Source organism: Shouchella rhizosphaerae (genome assembly GCF_900142675.1).
Taxonomy (GTDB): Bacteria; Bacillota; Bacilli; order Bacillales; family Bacillaceae_D; genus Shouchella; species Shouchella rhizosphaerae.
Genome location: NZ_FRBS01000003.1, coordinates 100,610 through 120,664, shown reverse-complemented (window position 1 = coordinate 120,664; position 20,055 = coordinate 100,610). Strand labels below are relative to the sequence as shown.

Sequence of the window (20,055 nt, the reverse complement as noted above, 5' to 3'; positions counted from 1 at the left end):
TTCACTCTGAAGGCTTTTTCTTTGCCACCGAAGAAATAAAAAAATCAGGCTCCATGGAATATAGGTTGTCTATTCATTTCTGGCAACTAGTTGACAATTGGGTGTGCATTCCTTTTTTGCGTTAATGCTTTGCTGCAATGTTAAAGCTTGAAAAACAATCCGCTCTCCTGTTAAATGAAAGAGTCTAGATCTTAATAAAATACAACGATGAGGAGCAAAGGCAGGTGTCAATGAGCTGTGGGCAACATGTTGCGCGCAAACGATATTAGAACGAAAGCAGAGAAGCTAAGCGAAGAAAACCAACTTCTTTTTGAAGAAGTATCCCATTATATCTATTCAGCGCCGATTTCTTCGCGGCAGGCGAATCAAGTCCTCGCTGAAATCATTGCTGAATGGCTTGAGCTTGAACAGCGCCGCCTCCCTCTTCATGTACAAAAGCATAGTGTCGCTGCTTATTGTCAACAACGGCTTTTAGGTATACCGAAGCAGCCTGCAAAACTGAAAGTAGCCCAAGCGCTTGCAACAGGCATGCTCATTTTGGCGGTTGCCTTTGCTGTCCAGACAATCGTCCAATTTATTGGCTTTTTTGATGCCACTGTGCAAGCGACAAAATTTTCATTGTTTCCCCTCGTGTTACTCGCTGTTTTTGGCCTTGCAGGCATCTATATGGTGCATGGCACAAAGCAAAAAAAACGCGCGAACATTTGGAAAGTAGCTGGTGTCGCAAGTCAGCTGCTCGCTGTGTTGCTGTTTTTTACGGCAATGAGGCTTTGGGATGGGCTTCTTACAGTGATATTGGACTTCCCGAGTAGCCTGTTGTTCCTTGTGCTGTCCGTTGTCGGCTGGTTTGGCGCAAGGCGCCTTAAATACGTTTTAGAGGAACAACAGGAACAAACGCAAGGTGGGCAAATGCCGGTAGCCTTGCCACCTCCCCCACACGCTACAGCCACTTTAAAAAATACGCAGGAAGAGGCAGAAAAACAAAACAATAATAACAGTTAACACAATCAAATCAAACGTAGTCGGAAAAAAGAGGGTGCGCAGAAGTTGGAAAACAATAATAGGCGGCAGCACTTGGAGCAAAATGTTTTTAAATCCCCATCCTTTTTTCGGCGGGCAATGTGGTGGGTGTGGAGGCGGAAAGCCCCGAAACCGTTTAGCCATGTTCATGACCTCCTGTGAATGGTTTGCAATAGTTTATGCAAACATTGCTTATTTGCGTGCTCCAAGAAAGGCTTCGTATAAAAAACGCTTATCCGGCAAAGCTGTTATTGACGATTGCACTGGCAAACGGTAAAATACGGACATATCCTATAAAAAGCGATGAGCAGGAAGAGTAGAATGGCTGTGCCTCAAAGAGAGGGAAACCAAGGCTGGAAGTTTCCTAGGCTACAAGCGTTTGAAGGTCGCCTGTGAGCTGTTCCGCTGAACGAGTTAGTAAGCGGAATCGGTTTTTGACCGTTACAAAAAAGTCGAGCTGCACGGTTACAAGTATGCCGTGAACAAAGGTGGCACCGCGAACACTCCCTTCGTCCTTTGAGATGAACGGGGGTTTTTTTACGTGAAGGAGGATAAAAAATGGAAGAACAGCACTCGATGCCAACTAAGTATGATCCAAGCGCAACCGAAAAAAAATGGTATACGTATTGGCTCAAAGGAAAATTTTTTGAGGCGACAGGTGACCCTGATAAACAACCTTACTCGATTGTCATCCCGCCCCCAAATGTAACAGGAAAACTTCATCTAGGGCATGCTTGGGATGCGACCATTCAAGATATCCTAGCACGGACGAAGCGGATGCAAGGGTACGACACGCTGTGGCTGCCTGGAATGGACCATGCAGGCATTGCTACGCAAGCAAAAGTAGAGGGGAAACTCCGGGAACAAGGCATCTCCAAATACGACCTTGGCCGCGAGGCGTTTTTAGAGAAATCGTGGGAGTGGAAAGACGAATACGCTAAGTTTATACGGGAGCAATGGGCAAAAGTCGGCATTTCCGTTGACTATAGCCGAGAACGGTTTACCCTAGACCAAGGGCTGTCCGATGCGGTAAAAGAAGTGTTTGTCAGTCTATATAACAAAGGGCTTATTTATCGAGGCGAATATATTATTAATTGGGATCCGCAAACAAAAACGGCTCTGTCTGATATTGAAGTCATTTACAAGGACGTCCAAGGGGCGTTTTACCACATGAGCTATCCCCTTAGCGACGGAAGCGGTTCAATCGAAATTGCCACGACACGGCCCGAAACCATGCTAGGTGATACAGCTGTAGCTGTGCATCCTGATGATGAACGGTACCAGCATTTAATTGGAAAAATGGTCAAACTGCCAATTGTAGGAAGAGAGATTCCGATCATTGCCGATGATTATGTAGATCGTGAATTTGGATCTGGCGCTGTCAAGATTACGCCTGCCCACGATCCTAATGATTTTGAAATTGGCAACCGCCATAACTTGCCTCGTGTCCTTGTCATGAATGAAGACGGCACGATGAATGAAAAAGCAGGGAAGTATGAAGGAATGGACCGTTTTGAGTGCCGGAAGCAGATTGTCAAAGATTTGCAAGCACAACAAGTTCTTTTCAAAATTGAAGACCATCTCCATTCTGTCGGCCATTCAGAACGTAGCGGCGCTGTAGTAGAGCCATACTTATCAACACAGTGGTTTGTGAAGATGCGCCCGTTAGCAGAAGAGGCATTGAAGCTTCAAGAACATGCTGATACAAAAGTGACATTTGTGCCGCAACGGTTTGAACAGACATATATACGCTGGATGGAAAACATCCGCGATTGGTGTATTTCGAGACAACTGTGGTGGGGTCACCAAATTCCAGCCTGGTACCATAAAGAAACAAACGAAATTTATGTTGGCAAAGAGCCTCCTCGTGACAGCGAAAACTGGCGTCAAGATGAAGACGTCCTTGATACTTGGTTTAGCTCTGCACTCTGGCCTTTTTCAACAATGGGCTGGCCTGACGAGGAAGCGCCTGACTATAAGCGTTACTACCCGACTAATGTGTTAGTGACAGGCTATGACATTATTGCCTTCTGGGTATCGCGGATGATTTTCCAAGGCAAAGCCTTTACTGGCCAACGGCCATTTAAAGACGTGCTTATTCACGGTCTGATTCGTGATGCGGAAGGAAGGAAGATGAGCAAATCTCTTGGCAATGGCGTCGATCCGCAAGAGGTTATTGACAAGTATGGCGCTGATTCTTTACGTTTCTTCTTGGCAACAGGCAGCACACCTGGAAACGATTTGCGTTTTTACTGGGAAAAAGTTGAGTCGACTTGGAATTTTGGCAATAAAATTTGGAATGCTTCCCGGTTTGCCTTAATGAACATGGATGGTTTCTCTTATAGCGACATCGATATTAACCAAGAAAAGTCAATTGCGGACAAGTGGATTTTAACGCGTTTGCAAGAAACGGTAGAGTCGGTGACTCGATTAATCGATGCTTACGAATTCGGCGAAGCTGGAAGATTACTCTATTCGTTCATTTGGGACGATGTATGTGATTGGTACATTGAGATGGCAAAGCTCGCCCTTTATGGGGAAAATGAGCAAGCAAAACAGGCAACTCGTTCTGTGTTAGCTCATGTCCTTGACCAAACGATGCGGATGCTCCATCCGTTTATGCCATTTATTACGGAAGAAATATGGCAGCATCTTCCTCATGAGGGCGAATCGATTACCGTTGCCAACTGGCCAGTGTACGATCAATCTCTTGTTTTTGAGGAAGCCGTAGAAGACATGGAAGCACTTAAATCGCTCATCCATGCCATCCGGACAACACGCTCGGAACTAAATGTGCCAATGAGCAAACAAATTGAGCTAAAGATCCGTCCGCAAGACGAACAAATGGCGGCACGGCTCCAAAGAGGGGTCGCTTATATTGAGAAATTTGCCAATCCAAGTCTGCTCGATATAGCGGTCGACTTGGCTACACCAGAAAAGGCTATGTCCCATGCACTTTCGGGAATGGAACTATTCTTGCCGTTGGCTGGCATGCTCGACTTAGATAAAGAAGTGGCGCGGTTAGAAAAAGAACTAGATAAGTTAAACAAGGAAGTTGAACGGATTGAGAAAAAGTTAAACAACCAAGGCTTTCTTGCAAAAGCGCCGTCCCATGTCGTAGAAGAGGAAAAAGCCAAACAGCAAGATTACGCAGCGAAGCGGCAAACGGTGATTGAGCGCATCGCTGAACTGAAGGCATAACGCATTTTTTAGCCCAGCGGCCGTTCGCTGGGTTTTTTTCAAACAGACTGATTAGGAAAGCGGGGATGGAAGTGAAAACAGCAGAGGAAGCAGTACAATGGATCCACTCGCTATTGCCTTTTGGCATAAAGCCAGGATTAAAGCGAATGGAATGGATGCTTGAAGCGTTAGGCCACCCAGAACAAAGGCTGACGGCCGTCCATGTCGCCGGCACCAACGGAAAAGGTTCGACTGTCAGTTTTTTACGTCACATCCTTACAGCGGACGGCTTTTCAGTCGGCACGTTTACATCGCCCTACATTGAGCAGTTTTCAGAGCGCATTTCGGTGAACGGTGTGCCCATTTCCGATCGTGATTTGCTTCAAGCTGCCCAGCGCCTAAAGCCGATTGTCGAGGAAGTGGCACAGTCTGACCTTGGGTCGCCAACAGAGTTTGAAGTGCTGACGGCGATGATGTTTTACCACTTTGCCGAAGTCGCTAAACCGGACATTTGTTTAATTGAAGTCGGCCTAGGTGGCAGACTCGATTCCACCAATGTAGTGACGCCTGTTTTATCTATTATCACCATGATTGGTCACGACCATATGCACATTCTCGGCCATACTCTGGCGGAAATTGCCTATGAAAAAGCGGGCATTATTAAGCCAGGCATTCCGGTTATTTCCGGTGTCGAAGGGGAAGAAGCGTATACAGTTATTTCCGAGACAGCTCGCCAAATAGGAAGTCCCTTGCACCAGTTAAATGAAACGTTTTTTGTTGAGAGCCTTCAAGGACGAACGTTTACATACAAAGAGGAAAAGGACGAGGAAGCCGTTCGTTATCATGCTGGGCTCTACGGGGCACACCAACATAAAAATGCCGCGCTTGCCCTTAAAGCTGTTTCGTTGCTCAGCAATTCACTGAAGCGGCAGATCGGGAAGGAAGCCAAGGCAATCGGGATTGCCAACACAAGTTGGCCAGGAAGGTTTGAAATTATCCAAGTGAATCCACCAATCGTCTTAGACGGAGCTCATAATGAAGAAGGCTTTTTAGCCCTAACAGCTGCTTTACAAGAACGTTTTAGCGACAAGAGCATCCATGTATTGCTTGCATCGACAAAAGAAAAAGACATGAACGTGTTGTTAAAGCCGTTTGCAACAAGCGGCCTTGAAGTAGCATTTTCATTCACAAGCTTCGACTTCCACCGTGCTGCGAATGCTGAAGACCTATTCAAACAAGCACCAGTCAAGCGAAAGCAGGTAGCAGCTGATTGGCGAAAAGCGCTCAAAACAATGATGGAAAACCTTGGCGAGCAGGATGTCCTTGTTGTGACAGGGTCCCTTTATTTTATTTCAGAGGTGCGGCAATTGTTGGCTTCTCACAAAGAAGGCATGTGACGTACTTATAATGCAGCAGGCTTTCATTTGCGGCTCGTCTCACATGAGTTAAAAATGGCGATATTCACTAGAAGATTGAAACATTTTTGCAGGAATTAGGCTATTTTCGTCGAAAAACGAAGACGAAAAGGAAGGAGAGGTGAAGATGTCTCTCGTCATATCCTGTTATGCTGCTATTTGTGGAGGGCTAATGGGTTCTTACCTCCATGTAGCGGCAACACGGGTGCCACTGCGCTTAAGTTTTTGGGGACGGTCGCGTTGTGAGGGCTGCCGCCGCGTATTAGGGCCGTCTGAGTTGATTCCGATTGTTTCGTATGTCATCCAATCTGGAAAATGCAAACATTGCCGAATGCCTCTTTCCATCTCCTATCCACTTATCGAAATCGCCAGCGCTGGTTTGTATTTGCTTGCCTGGCTTTTGATAGGTCTTCGCCTTGAATTGGTTGTTTCCATTCTTCTCATCGCTATGCTTCTCTTAGTGTCAATGACTGATTATAGCCGGATGATGATCCCGAATATGGTGTTGTTGTTTTTTGCCATTCCTCTTGTTTTTTTGCGCTTGTGTGTCGTGCCAGTACCTTTTTCGTGGCTTAGTGCAATCAGTACAGCAATGATGCTTCTTATTCTCGTAGCTGCGTGCCTCAATGGAAGCATGGGCGGTGGGGATTTGAAATTATTTGTCGTGCTTGCTATTGTGCTGGGGCCAAAGCTGTTTTTGCCTATGGTCGCTTGTGCTGCTTGTTTGGCTTTATTATTTGTAGGAGCGAAAACGGTAGTAGGAAAGTTTGCACCAAACACGGCAATCCCTTTTGCGCCATTTATCAGTGCCGCAGCATTGCTTGTTTATTTTGCGGCTAGGATTTGACGTTCTAAAAATAGACAAGCCTCATATAGATAAAAGCAGAAAGGGGTGTATAAAAAATGGAAAACAACAAAAAAACGATGTCTTTTCGCTTTGATCACAACGAACCACTGCCGCCCAAAAAGACACCCGCTAAAACGAGTGAACAAGAAGAAAGCCCACCGCTGGAAGTATTGACATGGGATGGGACGCCTTTTCAAAAACCAGAAGAAACGATAAACGAAAGCAGCAGTGAGGATGAATTTTTGCCGAAGCCGGACAAAGTCATTGATTTAAACAGAAAACGGGAAGAACGTGGACAAGAGGAACGTTTTTGGGATGATGGCAACCGTTCAAAGTCGCCAAAGCTGCCTCCAAAAAAACGGAAGCGTCCTACAAACTGGACGGCAAAAGCGTTTCCGTGGAACATAGTCGCTGCTGTTGTATCAGCGATTGTCGTCGGCGTAGGATTAGGGGCTGTCCTCTACCAATTTGTCATTGCAAGCCCTGCTCAAGATCAGACACCACAAGCAGTCTCGGTGGCTGCTAGTGGCCAGGTTGCCTTTCCGACAATGCAAGTGGATGTTGTGCAAGGCGCAGCATTTGACGAGCCAGGCCAAGCGGAGCAAGTCATTCAGTCAACAAAAGCAAAAGGGCTGCCAGCGACATTAATCGGCCAGGAGGAGCCATGGTTTATGTTTGTTGGCGTTGCCGGGGACCGTTCCCGCGCCGAAGAGCTTGGCACGCTTGTGTCAAACGCAGGTCAAGAAGTCTATGTGAAAACGTATACGGTCGAAGGAGGCGTGCCTGAAGCCGGCGGAGAAGCAGCCGCTGCTTGGTTCACTGACGCTTATTCTTTGTACAGCGCTCTCGCAGACTTGTCCTCTAGCCAGTTGTTAGCAACTGATAACTCTCCTTTAAACCAAGAACAGCTGCAGCAGTTGAATACAGCGGTTGCAGAGCTACGTTCCAACCGTGATGGGGCGTTTTCCGAGTTAGGCGAGGAAGCCAAACCATTCGCATTGGCGATGAGTGATGCTCTTTCTGAAGCAACAGCTAATCTTGAATCGTACCAAGAAAACGTGGAAGAACCACTATTATGGGCAACACAGCAAGCACTTTTGCAGGCATTAAGCGATTATGAAAATGCCATCGCTGCGATCAAACATTGAAGAACGCTTTTGAGCGTTCTTTTTAAGATTGTCGATGCCCCCACTTAGACGGATAAAAGACACGCGGTGACATTCTATTCCTTATTATTCTTTCTATACTCGAAGTTTCTGTTTATAATGGTAAACAGGAGGGATGCTTTGATGAAAAGCCGCGTATCTGCAGAGACACTATATGAATTAACAACAGTGACAAGCCCAGCAGTAGCGCCTGATGGCAAGAGTGCTGCAATTGTTGTCACAAAAATGGACAAGCAAAAAAATGACTACATAGCCAATATTTACGGACTGGACATGCAAAAAAGTAGTCACGTTTCTCAATGGACATTTGGGAACGATAAGCATATTTCACCAAAATGGTCCTCAACTGGGGCGCTTGCCTATCTCTCAAACCGGACTGGAAAAATGCAAGTTTATGTAAAACAAGGCATGGCGGAAGCTGAACAGCTGACAGATCTCGAAAATGGCGTTAACGCGTTTTTTTGGTCACCTGACGGGAGCAAAATTGCCTTTGCTGCTTATAAACAGCCTGAAGAAACAGGGACAAGCAATGATTGGCCAAAGCCATTAGTGGTAGAGGCAATGAAATATAAGTCAGACGAAAGAGGTTTGTTTGATGGCAGCTTGAAACAAATTGGCGTAATCGACATTGCCACAAAAAAGTGGAAGTGGGTAACAGACAGCCCTGCTGACGTAAATGTAATTGACTTTTCAGCAAATGGACGCGCTGTCCTTGTAGCTGGCAGCCATAACGAAAACAATGATTTTACTTTTGCTGTCGATGTTTGGTTTATTGACTTGGATACGGGAGCAAAAACGCAAATCACAAAGGAACCAATGGTCGTGCAAAGCGGATCCGTATCACCTGATGGTTCTTATGTCGCTCTCCTAGGCCATGAGAGAGAATACAAAAACGCGACATTGACGAAGCTATATGTTTATGATTGCCAAAAGCAAGAAATCCGTTTGCTTTCCAGCCAACTGGATGCCTCGATTGGCGACGTTGCAATTGGGGATTTTTTACAGAATATTGGATCAAATGGGCTGAAATGGGGAGAAGATGGTCAGTCCATTTATGCGCTTGTTTCAAAAGAAGGCGATGTAAATGTTTGGTCGTTTCGCCTCGATGGCACAGTGAATCAGGTCACGCATGAAAAGCGTCACATAAATGGATTTGATTTTCAAAAAGGGCAAGCGATTGTGACGATAAGCGACGTCAAACAGCTTAGCGAGGCTTACCGACTTGATCTTGCTACTGGGACGCTTCATGAACATACGTCATTCAATGACCAACCGCGGCGTACGTATGAGTTTAGCGAGCTAGAAGAAATTTGTTATAAACGGGAAGATGGCAGTTTTGTCGCAGGTTGGCTAATGAAGCCGATTGGGTTTGAAGAAGGAAAAACGTATCCGCTTGTTTTAGAAGTACATGGCGGTCCCCATGCGATGTATGCCCGTACGTATTTTCATGAATTTCAACTATTATGCGCGAAAGGGTTTGGCGTGTTGTTTACCAATCCCCGTGGTGGCCTTGGGTACGGGCAAGCGTTTGCTGATGCGGTCCGTGGCGATTATGGCGGAGGGGACTTCCAAGATTTAATGGATGTCCTTGATTTTGCAATTGGCCAACATAACTGGATTGACCAGGAGCGCATCGGTCTGACTGGGGGAAGTTACGGTGGCTTTATGACAAATTGGGCTGTTGGCCATACGAATCGGTTCAAAGCGGCTGTTACGCAACGCTCGATATCCAATTGGATTAGTTTTTATGGCGTAAGCGATATTGGCTACTATTTTTCAGAGTGGCAAATAAAAGCAGACTTGCATGATATCGAAACACTGTGGGCCCATTCGCCACTCAAATACGTTGAAAACGTGGAAACGCCATTGCTTATTTTGCACGGTGAAAAAGACTATCGCTGTCCGATTGAACAAGCAGAGCAATTGTTTATTGCGTTGAAAAAGCATGGGAAAGAGACTGTATTTATCCGTTTCCCGGAAGCTAATCATGAACTGTCAAGAAGTGGTAAGCCGAATTTGCGGATTGAACGTCTCAATGCGATAGCAGATTGGTTTTCCAAGCGGTTATGACACGTTATAGGCTAAGTGTTTATATTTGAAAGCAGTAGCGATCGATGCCGCTCGCCACTATGTTTCCTTATTTGCGAGCGGTTCGATTTACTGAAGGAGAACCTATTTTAGCTACGGTGAAAAATCGTCCCTCATAAGGCGGACGCCAAGTTTGGCACTCTTATACGCTGCCTTCATGTATATTCTCTCTAAAAAACAGTCTTGTTTTTCCAGTACACGATTTGGTAAACTAACGAAGAACCTGTACACTAGATAAAAACGATGTAGAGGTGACTTCATGAATACCTTTCTATTAGCCTCAAGTTCCCCGAGGCGCAGCGAGTTTTTAAAGCAATGCCACTATCAATTTTTTACCCAACCAAGCAATGTAGAGGAAACATTTGACCCAACATGGGAGAATGACACCATTGTAAAAGAGCTAGCGAGGCGAAAGGCGGCTTCAGTCGCAGCTAATCATCCGAATGCCGTCGTTCTTGGCGCTGACACAATTGTTGTCCATAATGGCAAGCATTTAGGCAAGCCGGCGAATGTGGCAGAAGCAAAAACGATGCTCATGGCATTGTCGAATAGCACCCATACCGTTTATACAGGTGTTGCCATCCTACATGGAAATAAAGAACATGTTTTTTCTGATGCAGCCAAAGTGACGTTTGACGAACTGACACCAGAGCGGTTAGAACGCTATTTGCAATCAGGTGATTCGCTTGATAAAGCTGGAGCATATGGAATTCAAAGCTTTGGCGCCATTTTTGTCTCGCGAATAGAAGGAGATTTTTATACAGTAGCGGGGCTACCTCTTTCAAAAACAGCAAAAGCATTGGAAAAATTTCATATCTATCCGAATATCGGTTAAAAGGGGTTGGATGATGACGTTGCTTATACGCGATGTACCACAAACAGAGCGCCCCCGGGAACGGTTTATCCGTGAAGGGGCCAAAGCATTGTCAAATCAAGAGATTGTCGCGATTTTGCTTCGAACAGGCACGAAGCAAAGCTCGGCGCTACATGTAGCGTCTACGTTATTGAGCCAGTTTCCGACGTTGGCGATGTTCAGTGAAGCGCCGTTAGAAGAAATTCAAAAAGTACCAGGTATTGGGATGGCTAAAGCAATTGAATTGTCTGCTGCGATTGAACTAGGCAGGAGAATTCAGAGAGAAACCAAGCTTGTGAGGCCCGTAATTTCCTCGCCTGAAGATGCCGCAGAGCTCGTTTCAGAAGATATGCGCGGCCTACAACAAGAACACTTTGTAGCATTGTATTTAAATACAAAAAATCATGTGATAAAGCAAAAAACACTCTTTATTGGCAGCCTCAATGCGAGCATTGTCCATCCGCGGGAGGTATTTAAAGAAGCCCTTCAATCATCCTCTGCCTCTGTCATTTGCCTCCATAATCACCCTAGCGGAGACCCAAGTCCAAGCCCGGAAGACATCAGTGTTACCAAGCGTTTGCGTCAAGCTGGAGCCATTCTCGGAATTGAATTGCTCGACCATATTATTGTTGGTGATGGTTGTTTTATTAGCCTAAAAGAACGTGGTTTTTTCGCAACAATTTCGTGAGTTTCAGACTTTGGACAGATTTTTATGCCTGGGGAACTTTAAGGCTATTTTTTTTTGCAGTTATTCGATATAATAATGGGTATGATTTCATATTATGACAAGCGATGTTTCACACTATGAATACAAAAAACAAAAGACACGAACCTACGTGTAATAAAGGGAGGCTTTCTGTTTGATCATTAGGGGTAGCAGCCAGCGTAATAGCGGCTGTATTTTGGTCGGACAGTACATATAAAATGTTTGGTAGCAAAGATATTGGAATCGATTTAGGAACAGCAAATACACTCGTTTATACAAAAGGAAAAGGAATTGTGCTACGCGAACCATCGGTAGTCGCGCTAAGAACCGATACCAATTCGATTCAAGCAGTCGGAAATGACGCTAAAAACATGATTGGCCGTACGCCAGGGAACATCGTTGCCGTCCGTCCGATGAAAGACGGCGTAATTGCAGATTTTGACACGACGGCGACAATGTTAAAATACTTTATCCAACAGGCAATGAAGAACAGCTCGATGTTTAGTAAAAAACCGGCTGTCATGGTATGTGTGCCTTCAGGCATTACTGCTGTCGAAAAACGGGCGGTTGAAGATGCGACAAAACAAGCAGGGGCTAAAGAAGCCTATACGCTGGAGGAGCCATTTGCGGCTGCGATTGGCGCCAATCTTCCTGTCTGGGAACCAACAGGAAGCATGGTAGTTGATATTGGCGGTGGCACGACGGAAGTCGCGATCATTTCTTTAGGAGGAATTGTCACGAGCCAGTCAATCCGTGTCGCTGGCGATGAAATGGACGATGCCATTATTCAATATGTGAAAAAGACATACAACTTATTGATTGGCGAGCGGACTGCTGAAACGTTAAAGTTGGAAATTGGTTCGGCCAGTTCCGACGACGAGCAAAATGGTGAGATGGATATACGTGGCCGTGATTTGTTGACTGGGCTGCCGAAAACCATTACGGTGACAGCCGAAGAAATATCCAATGCACTGGCGGATACAGTGGCAACAATTATTGACGGAGTAAAAAGCACGCTTGAGCAATCGCCGCCTGAGCTTGCTGCTGATATTATGGACCGTGGCATTGTTTTAACTGGTGGAGGGGCGCTGTTGCGCAACTTGGACAAAGTCCTTAGTGAGGAAACGAATATGCCGGTCATTGTCGCTGAAGAACCTCTTGACTGCGTGGCCATTGGCACAGGAAAAGCGTTGGAAAACATTCACTTGTTCCGGGGCAAGTCAAGTAGCCAAACAAGATCGGACTGGAAGTAAGGGTGTAAGGGATGAGGTCTTTTTTCTCCAATAAAAAGCTTATCGTCTTACTGGTGAGCATTATCATTCTAGTGGCGTTAATTGGATTCTCGATGAATCGGGATCGGGATTTGTCAGAGCCGGAACAAATTATGCGCGATGCAATCGGGTGGGTGCAAAATGTCTTTGCCCGGCCCGCCCATTTTGTTGGCGACATCTATGAAAACATTCAGGAAATCTTTGACGTCTATAATGAAAACCAACTTTTGCGGGCCCGGCTTGAAGAGTATACGCAAATCTCGGTGGAACGGGACCTCCTAAAAGAAGAAAATGCCCGTTTAGTCGATATGCTGGGGATTGACGAAACGCTAAACGATTATGATCAAATCTCTGCGGTTGTCATTAACCGTTCTCCAGACGCTTGGGAACAATACGTTGGTTTAAACCGCGGGCAAACTGACGAAGTCACTGCCGACATGGCCGTCGTTGATTCCCGAGGTGGATTAATCGGCAAAGTAAGCCGGACGAGCAAGTTTACATCCTACGTACAACTGCTCAGCGACAATGATCCGACAAACCGGGTGTCGGCACAAGTAGTGCTTGAGGATGACACGGCTGTCGGCTTCATTGAAGGTTATGATGAAGAAAATGATTTATTGATCATGCGCAAAGTTGACGTGGAAAGCGAAATTGAAGAAGGACAAACCGTAACAACTTCAGGCCTTGGCGATGTCTACCCTGCTGGTTTGTTGATAGGAGAAGTCGACCATACGGAAGCAGACGAATATGGTCTTTCTCAAAATGTATACATTCGTCCTACAGCAGATTTTTCAGCACTCGATTATGTGTTCATCGTCCAGCGTCATCTACCTTCTATGGATGAAGAGCTGCTTGAAGAAGGTGAGGCGGAATGAGCAGAACGTACTTTTCGCTCGTTCTTCTCTTTTTACTCGTTGTAGAGGGCTCTTTGTTGCCTAATTTGCTTCTCAATTATACAGGCTCTGACCAAATTGTCGTTCCTCGCTTCGCGCTTATCGTTATTGTGCTGATTGGCCTTTATTCTGGCAAGCAGGTAGGGATGTTGTACGGGCTTGCATTTGGGCTAATCTTTGATGTCGTTTATACAAACTATCTTGGCATCTATACGTTTGGCTTTGCTTGCCTCGGCTATGCGCTTGCGGTTCCTTTAAAAGCTGTAAAGGAATCGGCGCTTTGGGCTGTCGTGCTCGCTATTGTTGCTGTTTTTGCGTTTGAATACTACCAATATGGCCTATTTTATGTTTTGGGCGTAACAGAAATGCAAGGAAGCACCTTTTTTATGGACCGGCTTTTGCCAACACTTGTGTTAAACAGCGCTTTTGCGATCCTCATTGTTCTCCCTGTGCGTAAACTCGCTGCCCATGTCTTAGAGCAAGCGCGCATTCGCCAGCGCTAAAGCAGGAGTTTGGCGGATCGTGTGGAACTAGTCTTGATAGAAACGAAACGACAAAGAGATAGGTACCGAGGTGATAATGGATGACACGTGGAAAATCATTCGTCACCATCAAAGGCACAAAGGATGGGTTGACGTTTCTTTTAGATGACCGCTGTTCTTTTGATGAATTAATAAAAGAGCTTACAGACAAACTATCGGCCAATTACTACAAAAGTGGCGAAGAAGAACGGCCGGTTTACGTTAAAATGGATTTGGGCAACCGATATTTAAATGAAGAAGATAAAGCGCAGCTAGAAGCGGTTGTCACAGAAGGCCGTAATATGCGGATTGAGCATTATGACTCTGGCGTCATTTCTTGGGAAGAAGCACAATTGATGAAGGAGCATGCGCAAACAACGACTTTAACGAGAATGATTCGTTCTGGACAAGTCGTCCATGTCAAAGGAAATGTCTTACTTGTCGGCGACATTAATCCCGGTGGGCTTCTGACGGCTACAGGGAGCATTTATGTAATGGGCGCTTTAAAAGGGCGTGCTCATGCCGGGTTTGAAGGCAAACGAGATGCCCGCATTTGTGCGGCAATGATGGCGCCTGCTGGGTTACAAATTGCAGACGAATCGCTGTATTTTGTCGATAAAGACGAGGCTGTAGAGGATCATATGAAAGCAGCTTTTCTAGATGAGGTGAACGGTAGCATTCGCATTGAACGAGTGCAGCGGCTTTTGGATGTGGCAGCGGAAATCAACAAAGAAGCCGTTTCCTAGATTGACAAAAGAAAAAGGGGGATGAGAGCGTGGGTGAAGCGATCGTTGTAACAAGCGGCAAGGGCGGAGTCGGCAAAACGACAACCTCAGCGAATATTGGAACGGCGCTTGCGCTATCAGGCAAAAAGGTATGCTTAATCGACGCAGACATTGGCCTGAGGAATCTTGACGTTGTGATGGGACTGGAAAATCGGATTATCTATGACTTGGTAGATGTAGTGGAGGGCCGCTGCAAATTAAAGCAGGCGCTTATCAAAGACAAGCGGTTCGACCATTTGTACTTGTTACCTGCGGCACAGACGAAAGATAAAACCGATGTGTTGCCGGAGCAGTTAAAAAGCCTGGTCAACGAATTAAAAGAAGACTATGATTATGTTATTATCGATTGTCCAGCGGGAATCGAGCATGGTTTCCGCAATGCAGTTGCCGGTGCTGATAAAGCAATTGTCGTCACGACACCGGAAGTGTCTGCTGTCCGCGATGCTGATCGGATTATTGGGTTGCTTGAACAAGAAAATATTGAGCGCCCACGGCTAATTGTGAACCGTATTCGCAATCATTTGGTAAAAAATGGTGAAATGCTAGATGTAGATGAAATTACCTCTATTCTTGCTATTGATTTACTTGGCATTGTTGTCGATGATGACCAGGTCATTAAACATTCGAATAAAGGCGAGCCCATTGCCCTACATACATCGAGTAAAGCGTCAATTGCTTACCGCAACATTGGAAGAAGAATTTTGGGGGAAACAGTCCCATTAATGGCGATTGAGGAAAGCAATACGATGTTTTCAAAAATAAAACGGCTGTTTGGAGTCCGTTAAAAGAATCTGCCTTTGTGCAGGTTCTTTTTTTCATGTGTACGGCCATGTTTAATTGAAAAACAGGCAGGGTATGACACAAGTAGACGCTGTTAGAGAAAGGATGAATGGACAAATGGGTAAGAAAGTCGCTGTACTTATTACGGATCTCTTTGAAGATGTAGAATACACGGATCCGAAAGAATCGTTAACGGAAGCAGGCCATGAGTTGGTCACAATTGAAAAAGAAGCAGGCAAAACGGTGACAGGTAAGCAAGGCAATGCAAAAGTAACAATTGACAAAAGCATTGACGATGTTCATGTGGACGACTTTGACGCGTTGTTGCTTCCTGGAGGCTTCTCGCCAGACCAACTTCGGGCGGATGACCGCTTTGTCGAATTTACGAAAGCATTCGCTCAGGCGGGCAAACCAATTATGGCGATTTGCCACGGCCCACAACTTTTAATCAATGCGGATGTCTTGAAAGGACGGACTGTGACAGGGGTCAAACCGATTGTACCTGATCTAAAAAATGCCGGTGCGATATTTAAAGATGAAGAAGTCGTTGTCTGCAACAATAATTTGGTAACAAGTCGGACGCCTGATGATTTGCCAGCTTTCAACCGTGAATCGTTAAACGTGTTGGCAGATTAAAGCTACCAAAAAAGCGAACCGTTTCCATATACGGTTCGCTTTGTTTATGTACGTTTTCTTGAAAGGTAACAAGGACCTAGAACAATGCTTTGAGAAATGGATTTGCAAGAGTCAAATACCGCAAGCGCTGTAACCGTGGCAGCCATGAGGGCTTCCGAATCGACAGTTGCAGCATGCCGCGCTTTTACTTCCGCTTCAATCAGCAACTCCCAAACCCCTGATCCAACTTTCCAATCAAAGGAAATGGCTACCGCCGATAACGGCTTAAAATGGCAATATGGCAAAACAGAAGATGTCTTTTTTGCCGCGAGCGTGCCCGCCGCCCGTGCGTTTTCAAGCACGGAAGCCTCGTGCAAGGCGCCTCGTTGCAAACTTTCATAAAGGTCGCGGTTCATTTGCACGCTTGTCTTCGCAATCGCTTGCTGTAATGTTGCATTTGTTTTTGGCAATTCTGTTAGCCCCGTTCGAGCCCCTTCCTGCTTACGCCACATACCAACCCTCTTTTCGCTCCGTTCCTTATTTATCCTTATCATAAGCGAGGCCTTTTAACAAAGTCAAGTTTCCGTTCGTCCATTTGTTAACCTATTATTAAAATGGGTTGACAAAAAGAGTCGATCTCCTTATAGTAAAAGAAAAACGAAAGGGAATCGGAAAGCATGAACTTAAAACAACAAATGGCGATTGCCATGATGGCAGCTTTAACAGGGGTGATGGGAGTGGTTCCCTCTATCCCAATAGGTCCAGTACCAATTACGATCCAGTCGATTGCACCGATGCTTGCTGGTGGCATTTTGGGAGCTAAACGGGGCGCAGCATCAATGATGCTTTTCCTTCTCCTTGTCGCTTGCTCAGTCCCGATTTTATCAGGAGGACGAGGGGGTGTCGGTCATTTATTCGGCCCGACAGGCGGTTATTTATTTGGCTGGATACTCGTTGCGTTTCTAGTCGGTTGTTATGTTACTTACGCTAAGCGCGTAAACGTTTGGAAACTAATGGCCGTCAATATCATCGTCGGAATGTTTATTCTCTATGGATGCGGGGCGTTGTACTTGTCGCAAGTGACAGCCACATCTGTCAGCGAAGCGCTTTTGCTTAATATCGCTTTTATTCCTGGAGATACAGCAAAAGCAGTATTGGCTGCTTTCATTGCTGTCCGTGTCCGTCATGCCTTAGGGGAAGGAACTACAGAAAAGGTTATGGCAGAAAAAAGGAGCGCCTAAAAAAGCTCACGCACCGTTTCTACGTGCGTGAGCTTTTTTTATGAACGGTGTTGCGTGTATTGGCTTTGTTTGGTGATCCGTTCGATGTTGTCGATTTCTGTCTGTAACATTGGCTTTTCCTTGCAAGAGCGGGCATTTTGTCTTAGCTGCTCTATAGAGCTGGCACCAGCTACAACTGCTGCTACTGGCGGATGGGCCAAACAATAATCGAAAGCCACTTTTGTCAAAGAGTATGTTTTTCCGTAAGTTTGCATAAGGACGTCGCGCAATTGTTCAATTTCTTTGACTGAGTAATCCAAATAACCATCAGAAGCAGCAGCAACCGTATGTAAGGGGCGTTCGCTTAAAATCCCTTTTGCTACTGGGCCACGGGCAACGACGCTAATGCCATTTTCCTGTAAATACGGAAACCATTCTTCTGGTCGCCTGTCTAAAATGCTGTATTGCATCATAATCGACACAATGGAAGACTGCTCAACATATGTGCGGATCACATTGGGGCGAATCGAGGAAATGCCGTATTCGCGAATAAGCCCTTCCTGTTTTAGTTCCTCAAATGCTTCAATGGTTTCATCGATTGGATCATCGATGGTTCCGCCGTGTAGTTGGTACAAGTCGATGTAATCTGTTTGCAGCCGTTGCAAGCTCGCTTTTGCTGCTTCCTTAATATATTGTTTCGAAGGATCCCACTCCCAGCCTTGTTTGCCCTTTTCAAAACGATTGCCAGCCTTTGTAGCTATAATAAAGTCGGGGCGTTTTCCTTTTAATGCTGTGCCAATTATTTTTTCATTCTCCCCATAATCGTACAAATCGGCCGTATCAATATAATTGACCCCAAAGTCTGCCGCCTCAGCGATTATTTCGGTTGCACGGCGTTTATCTGTCCCTAGCGACATCGCTCCAAGGCCGAGTTCGCTTACGTAGAGCTCCGATTTTCCAAGTTGCCGTTTGTTCATCGTTATCACCCCTACTTTTGTCATTCCCGCTTTTCTTTATTATTAACCTGAATACGAGTTAGGGACAAGTCATAAGATGTACAAATCGATGAGAGGGGCCTGTAAAATGGATAGAAGGAAAAAAATCCAAAAAAAGATCGCCGCTAGAAGGCAAGCTGCTCCAAAACGAAACATTGCCTTAAATGAGGCGCCGCTTTCTCCTGAAAAAGGTGATGATTTGCTGTCACAAAAGCGCCAGTCAGGAATACGCCGTTTTATTATGCAATTGGCCATCTCCGGATGCTTGTTTTTTACGATCGGCATTATTTATCAATCAGGCAATGAGCGCGTACAGCCTGTGCAAGCATTTGTTGAACAAACATTTGACCAGCATTTTCAATTTGCTGCTGTTTCTGCTTTTTTTGAAAAGCATTTAGGGTCGCCCCTTCATTTGCTTCCAGAGCAACGTGCCTCTGAAGAAGAAAAGGAACCACTTGATTACGCTTTTCCTGCATCAGGTGTTATTCGCGAAAGCTTTGATAAAGACGGCAAAGGCATTTTGCTTGAAACAGGACTAGGCGAAGAAGTAAAGGCAGTTAAAGGAGGCCATGTGATTCGTGTGACGACAAGCAAAGAATCTGAATTGGGCAATCTGATTGAACTTCAACATCCTGATGGCACATCCTCGATATACGGTATGCTTGATGATGTTTCTGTCCATCCATATGATATTTTAGAAAGCGGAGCGGTGCTGGGAACTGTATCATCTGATGAAAATCAGGCAGGCATCTTTTACTTTGCCATTCGGCAAGGAGATGACTATATTGATCCCAGCGAAGTGATGAATTTTGATTGAACTTATTAAAAGAGTTCGCGTACATCCCCTATTTTGGCTCGTCATTGCTGCTGGCATCATCACTGGTCATTTTAAAGAAGTATTGATGGTGTTCGTCATTGTATTTGTCCATGAAATGGGGCATTCAGTAGCGGCCTATATGCTTAAGTGGGATATTAAAAAAATAGAGCTTCTTCCCTTTGGCGGCGCTGCGCAAGTGGAAGAAAACGGAACGAAACCAATTAAAGAGGAACTGGCCATTGTTTTGGCAGGACCGCTGCAGCACTTATGGTTATGGGCATTGTCTTTTGCCTTGGTTGGGCAGCCTTTTTGGTCTGAGAGCGACCATGAACTGTTTGTGGCTCATAACGCCGCGATTGTCTTGTTTAATTTGTTGCCTATTTATCCACTGGATGGCGGAAGGATGGTGCAACTTGCTTGTTTAGCTGTTTGGCCGTACAAGCGGGCGATGGCAGCTAGCCTTGGGATTTCGGTTGGATTCTTGGCCGTAGCCCTGTCAATGATGCTGTTTTTGCCCTTTCATCTTAATTTGTTTGTGGTTCTTTCTTTCTTGGCACTAACGAATGGATTGGAATTCAAGCAGCGAAACTATCGATTTATGCGGTTTTTAATGGCGAAACAAACAGATCGTGCGATGAAATCTATACATGCCAGAGTTTCTGGGCAGCTGCCCATTCGTGATGCTCTGGCGCTTTTACGGAGGGGCCAAGTGCAGCTGTTTGTAATAGAAGATGGCGGCACACGGTACACAATAGCAGAGAAAGAGCTTTTGCAAGCTTATTTTGCGGAAGCGAAACTTCATGCGCCAGTAAGGACATTAGTGCCTCCAGCTGTGTAACAATTGTATCTCCTTTTGGCTTCGCGTAAAATAAGATACAAGCCA

At 45.5% G+C, this 20,055-nt stretch carries 20 protein-coding genes and 1 other annotated feature; of the genes, 17 read left to right on the top strand and 3 right to left on the bottom strand.

Annotated elements, in window-relative coordinates:
• The first annotated feature begins 237 nt into the window (after positions 1-237).
• Positions 238-1,002, top strand: a complete 765-nt coding sequence (locus BUC05_RS09675) for a DUF2231 domain-containing protein (RefSeq protein WP_035201806.1) — start codon at positions 238-240, stop codon at positions 1,000-1,002.
• On the opposite strand, the gene BUC05_RS09670 is transcribed toward BUC05_RS09675, so the two are convergent.
• On the bottom strand, positions 952-1,164 hold the full coding sequence (locus tag BUC05_RS09670; protein ID WP_011247465.1) for a hypothetical protein: 213 nt from the start codon (positions 1,162-1,164) through the stop codon (positions 952-954). The genes BUC05_RS09675 and BUC05_RS09670 overlap by 51 nt on opposite strands.
• A 150-nt stretch (positions 1,165-1,314) precedes the next feature.
• Positions 1,315-1,540 (top strand) — a binding site (T-box leader).
• A gap of 38 nt (positions 1,541-1,578) precedes the next feature.
• Here BUC05_RS09670 and BUC05_RS09665 point away from each other — a divergent pair.
• The 13 genes from BUC05_RS09665 to BUC05_RS09605 all read left to right on the top strand — a co-directional run bounded on the left by BUC05_RS09665 (position 1,579) and on the right by BUC05_RS09605 (position 16,161).
• On the top strand, positions 1,579-4,221 hold the full coding sequence (locus BUC05_RS09665) for a valine--tRNA ligase (RefSeq protein WP_035201804.1): 2,643 nt from the start codon (positions 1,579-1,581) through the stop codon (positions 4,219-4,221).
• Positions 4,222-4,286: 65 nt separating this feature from the next.
• Positions 4,287-5,597 carry a bifunctional folylpolyglutamate synthase/dihydrofolate synthase gene (locus BUC05_RS09660; protein WP_073304669.1) on the top strand — a complete coding sequence of 437 codons (1,311 nt, stop codon included), beginning with the start codon at positions 4,287-4,289 and terminating at the stop codon, positions 5,595-5,597.
• Positions 5,598-5,742: 145 nt separating this feature from the next.
• On the top strand, positions 5,743-6,462 hold the full coding sequence (locus BUC05_RS09655; RefSeq protein WP_011247462.1) for a prepilin peptidase: 720 nt from the start codon (positions 5,743-5,745) through the stop codon (positions 6,460-6,462).
• 56 nt (positions 6,463-6,518) lie between these two features.
• Positions 6,519-7,610, top strand: coding sequence for a hypothetical protein (locus BUC05_RS09650; protein ID WP_011247461.1), 1,092 nt, complete (start codon positions 6,519-6,521; stop codon positions 7,608-7,610).
• Positions 7,611-7,751: 141 nt separating this feature from the next.
• Positions 7,752-9,698 carry a S9 family peptidase gene (locus BUC05_RS09645; RefSeq protein ID WP_011247460.1) on the top strand — a complete coding sequence of 649 codons (1,947 nt, stop codon included), beginning with the start codon at positions 7,752-7,754 and terminating at the stop codon, positions 9,696-9,698.
• 277 nt (positions 9,699-9,975) lie between these two features.
• The gene (locus tag BUC05_RS09640; RefSeq protein ID WP_011247459.1) at positions 9,976-10,551 is read left to right on the top strand and encodes a Maf family protein; all 576 of its coding nucleotides are present in this window, start codon (positions 9,976-9,978) and stop codon (positions 10,549-10,551) included.
• Between the two features lie 13 nt (positions 10,552-10,564).
• Positions 10,565-11,257, top strand: coding sequence for a RadC family protein (gene radC / locus BUC05_RS09635; protein ID WP_011247458.1), 693 nt, complete (start codon positions 10,565-10,567; stop codon positions 11,255-11,257).
• A 236-nt stretch (positions 11,258-11,493) separates the two neighbouring features.
• Positions 11,494-12,528 carry a rod shape-determining protein gene (locus BUC05_RS09630; protein WP_011247457.1) on the top strand — a complete coding sequence of 345 codons (1,035 nt, stop codon included), beginning with the start codon at positions 11,494-11,496 and terminating at the stop codon, positions 12,526-12,528.
• An 11-nt stretch (positions 12,529-12,539) separates the two neighbouring features.
• Positions 12,540-13,421 (top strand): rod shape-determining protein MreC, encoded by an 882-nt coding sequence (gene mreC / locus BUC05_RS09625; RefSeq protein WP_011247456.1) that lies wholly within the window; start codon positions 12,540-12,542, stop codon positions 13,419-13,421.
• Positions 13,418-13,942 (top strand): rod shape-determining protein MreD, encoded by a 525-nt coding sequence (mreD, locus tag BUC05_RS09620; RefSeq protein ID WP_011247455.1) that lies wholly within the window; start codon positions 13,418-13,420, stop codon positions 13,940-13,942. Before mreC ends, mreD begins: the two co-directional genes overlap by 4 nt.
• Before the next feature lie 80 nt (positions 13,943-14,022).
• Positions 14,023-14,706 carry a septum site-determining protein MinC gene (gene minC, locus BUC05_RS09615; protein WP_011247454.1) on the top strand — a complete coding sequence of 228 codons (684 nt, stop codon included), beginning with the start codon at positions 14,023-14,025 and terminating at the stop codon, positions 14,704-14,706.
• A 29-nt stretch (positions 14,707-14,735) separates the two neighbouring features.
• On the top strand, positions 14,736-15,530 hold the full coding sequence (gene minD / locus BUC05_RS09610) for a septum site-determining protein MinD (protein WP_011247453.1): 795 nt from the start codon (positions 14,736-14,738) through the stop codon (positions 15,528-15,530).
• A gap of 112 nt (positions 15,531-15,642) precedes the next feature.
• Positions 15,643-16,161, top strand: coding sequence for a type 1 glutamine amidotransferase domain-containing protein (locus BUC05_RS09605; RefSeq protein WP_011247452.1), 519 nt, complete (start codon positions 15,643-15,645; stop codon positions 16,159-16,161).
• A 44-nt stretch (positions 16,162-16,205) separates the two neighbouring features.
• Here the strand turns inward: BUC05_RS09605 and BUC05_RS09600 are convergent, their stop codons facing one another.
• Positions 16,206-16,652, bottom strand: coding sequence for a cyclic pyranopterin monophosphate synthase MoaC (locus tag BUC05_RS09600; protein WP_035201929.1), 447 nt, complete (start codon positions 16,650-16,652; stop codon positions 16,206-16,208).
• 165 nt (positions 16,653-16,817) lie between these two features.
• Here BUC05_RS09600 and BUC05_RS09595 point away from each other — a divergent pair, with 165 nt between their 5' ends.
• Complete coding sequence (locus BUC05_RS09595) at positions 16,818-17,381, top strand: biotin transporter BioY (RefSeq protein WP_011247450.1); 564 nt, start codon at positions 16,818-16,820, stop codon at positions 17,379-17,381.
• Positions 17,382-17,419: 38 nt separating this feature from the next.
• Here the strand turns inward: BUC05_RS09595 and BUC05_RS09590 are convergent, their stop codons facing one another.
• A complete protein-coding gene (locus BUC05_RS09590) occupies positions 17,420-18,337 on the bottom strand; it encodes an aldo/keto reductase (RefSeq protein ID WP_011247449.1) in 918 nt (305 codons plus the stop codon).
• A gap of 106 nt (positions 18,338-18,443) precedes the next feature.
• On the opposite strand from BUC05_RS09590, the gene BUC05_RS09585 reads away from it, so the two are divergent.
• On the top strand, positions 18,444-19,172 hold the full coding sequence (locus BUC05_RS09585) for a M23 family metallopeptidase (RefSeq protein ID WP_051881106.1): 729 nt from the start codon (positions 18,444-18,446) through the stop codon (positions 19,170-19,172).
• Positions 19,165-20,010 (top strand): M50 family metallopeptidase, encoded by an 846-nt coding sequence (locus tag BUC05_RS09580; protein ID WP_011247447.1) that lies wholly within the window; start codon positions 19,165-19,167, stop codon positions 20,008-20,010. Before BUC05_RS09585 ends, BUC05_RS09580 begins: the two co-directional genes overlap by 8 nt.
• Positions 20,011-20,055 lie beyond the last annotated feature (45 nt).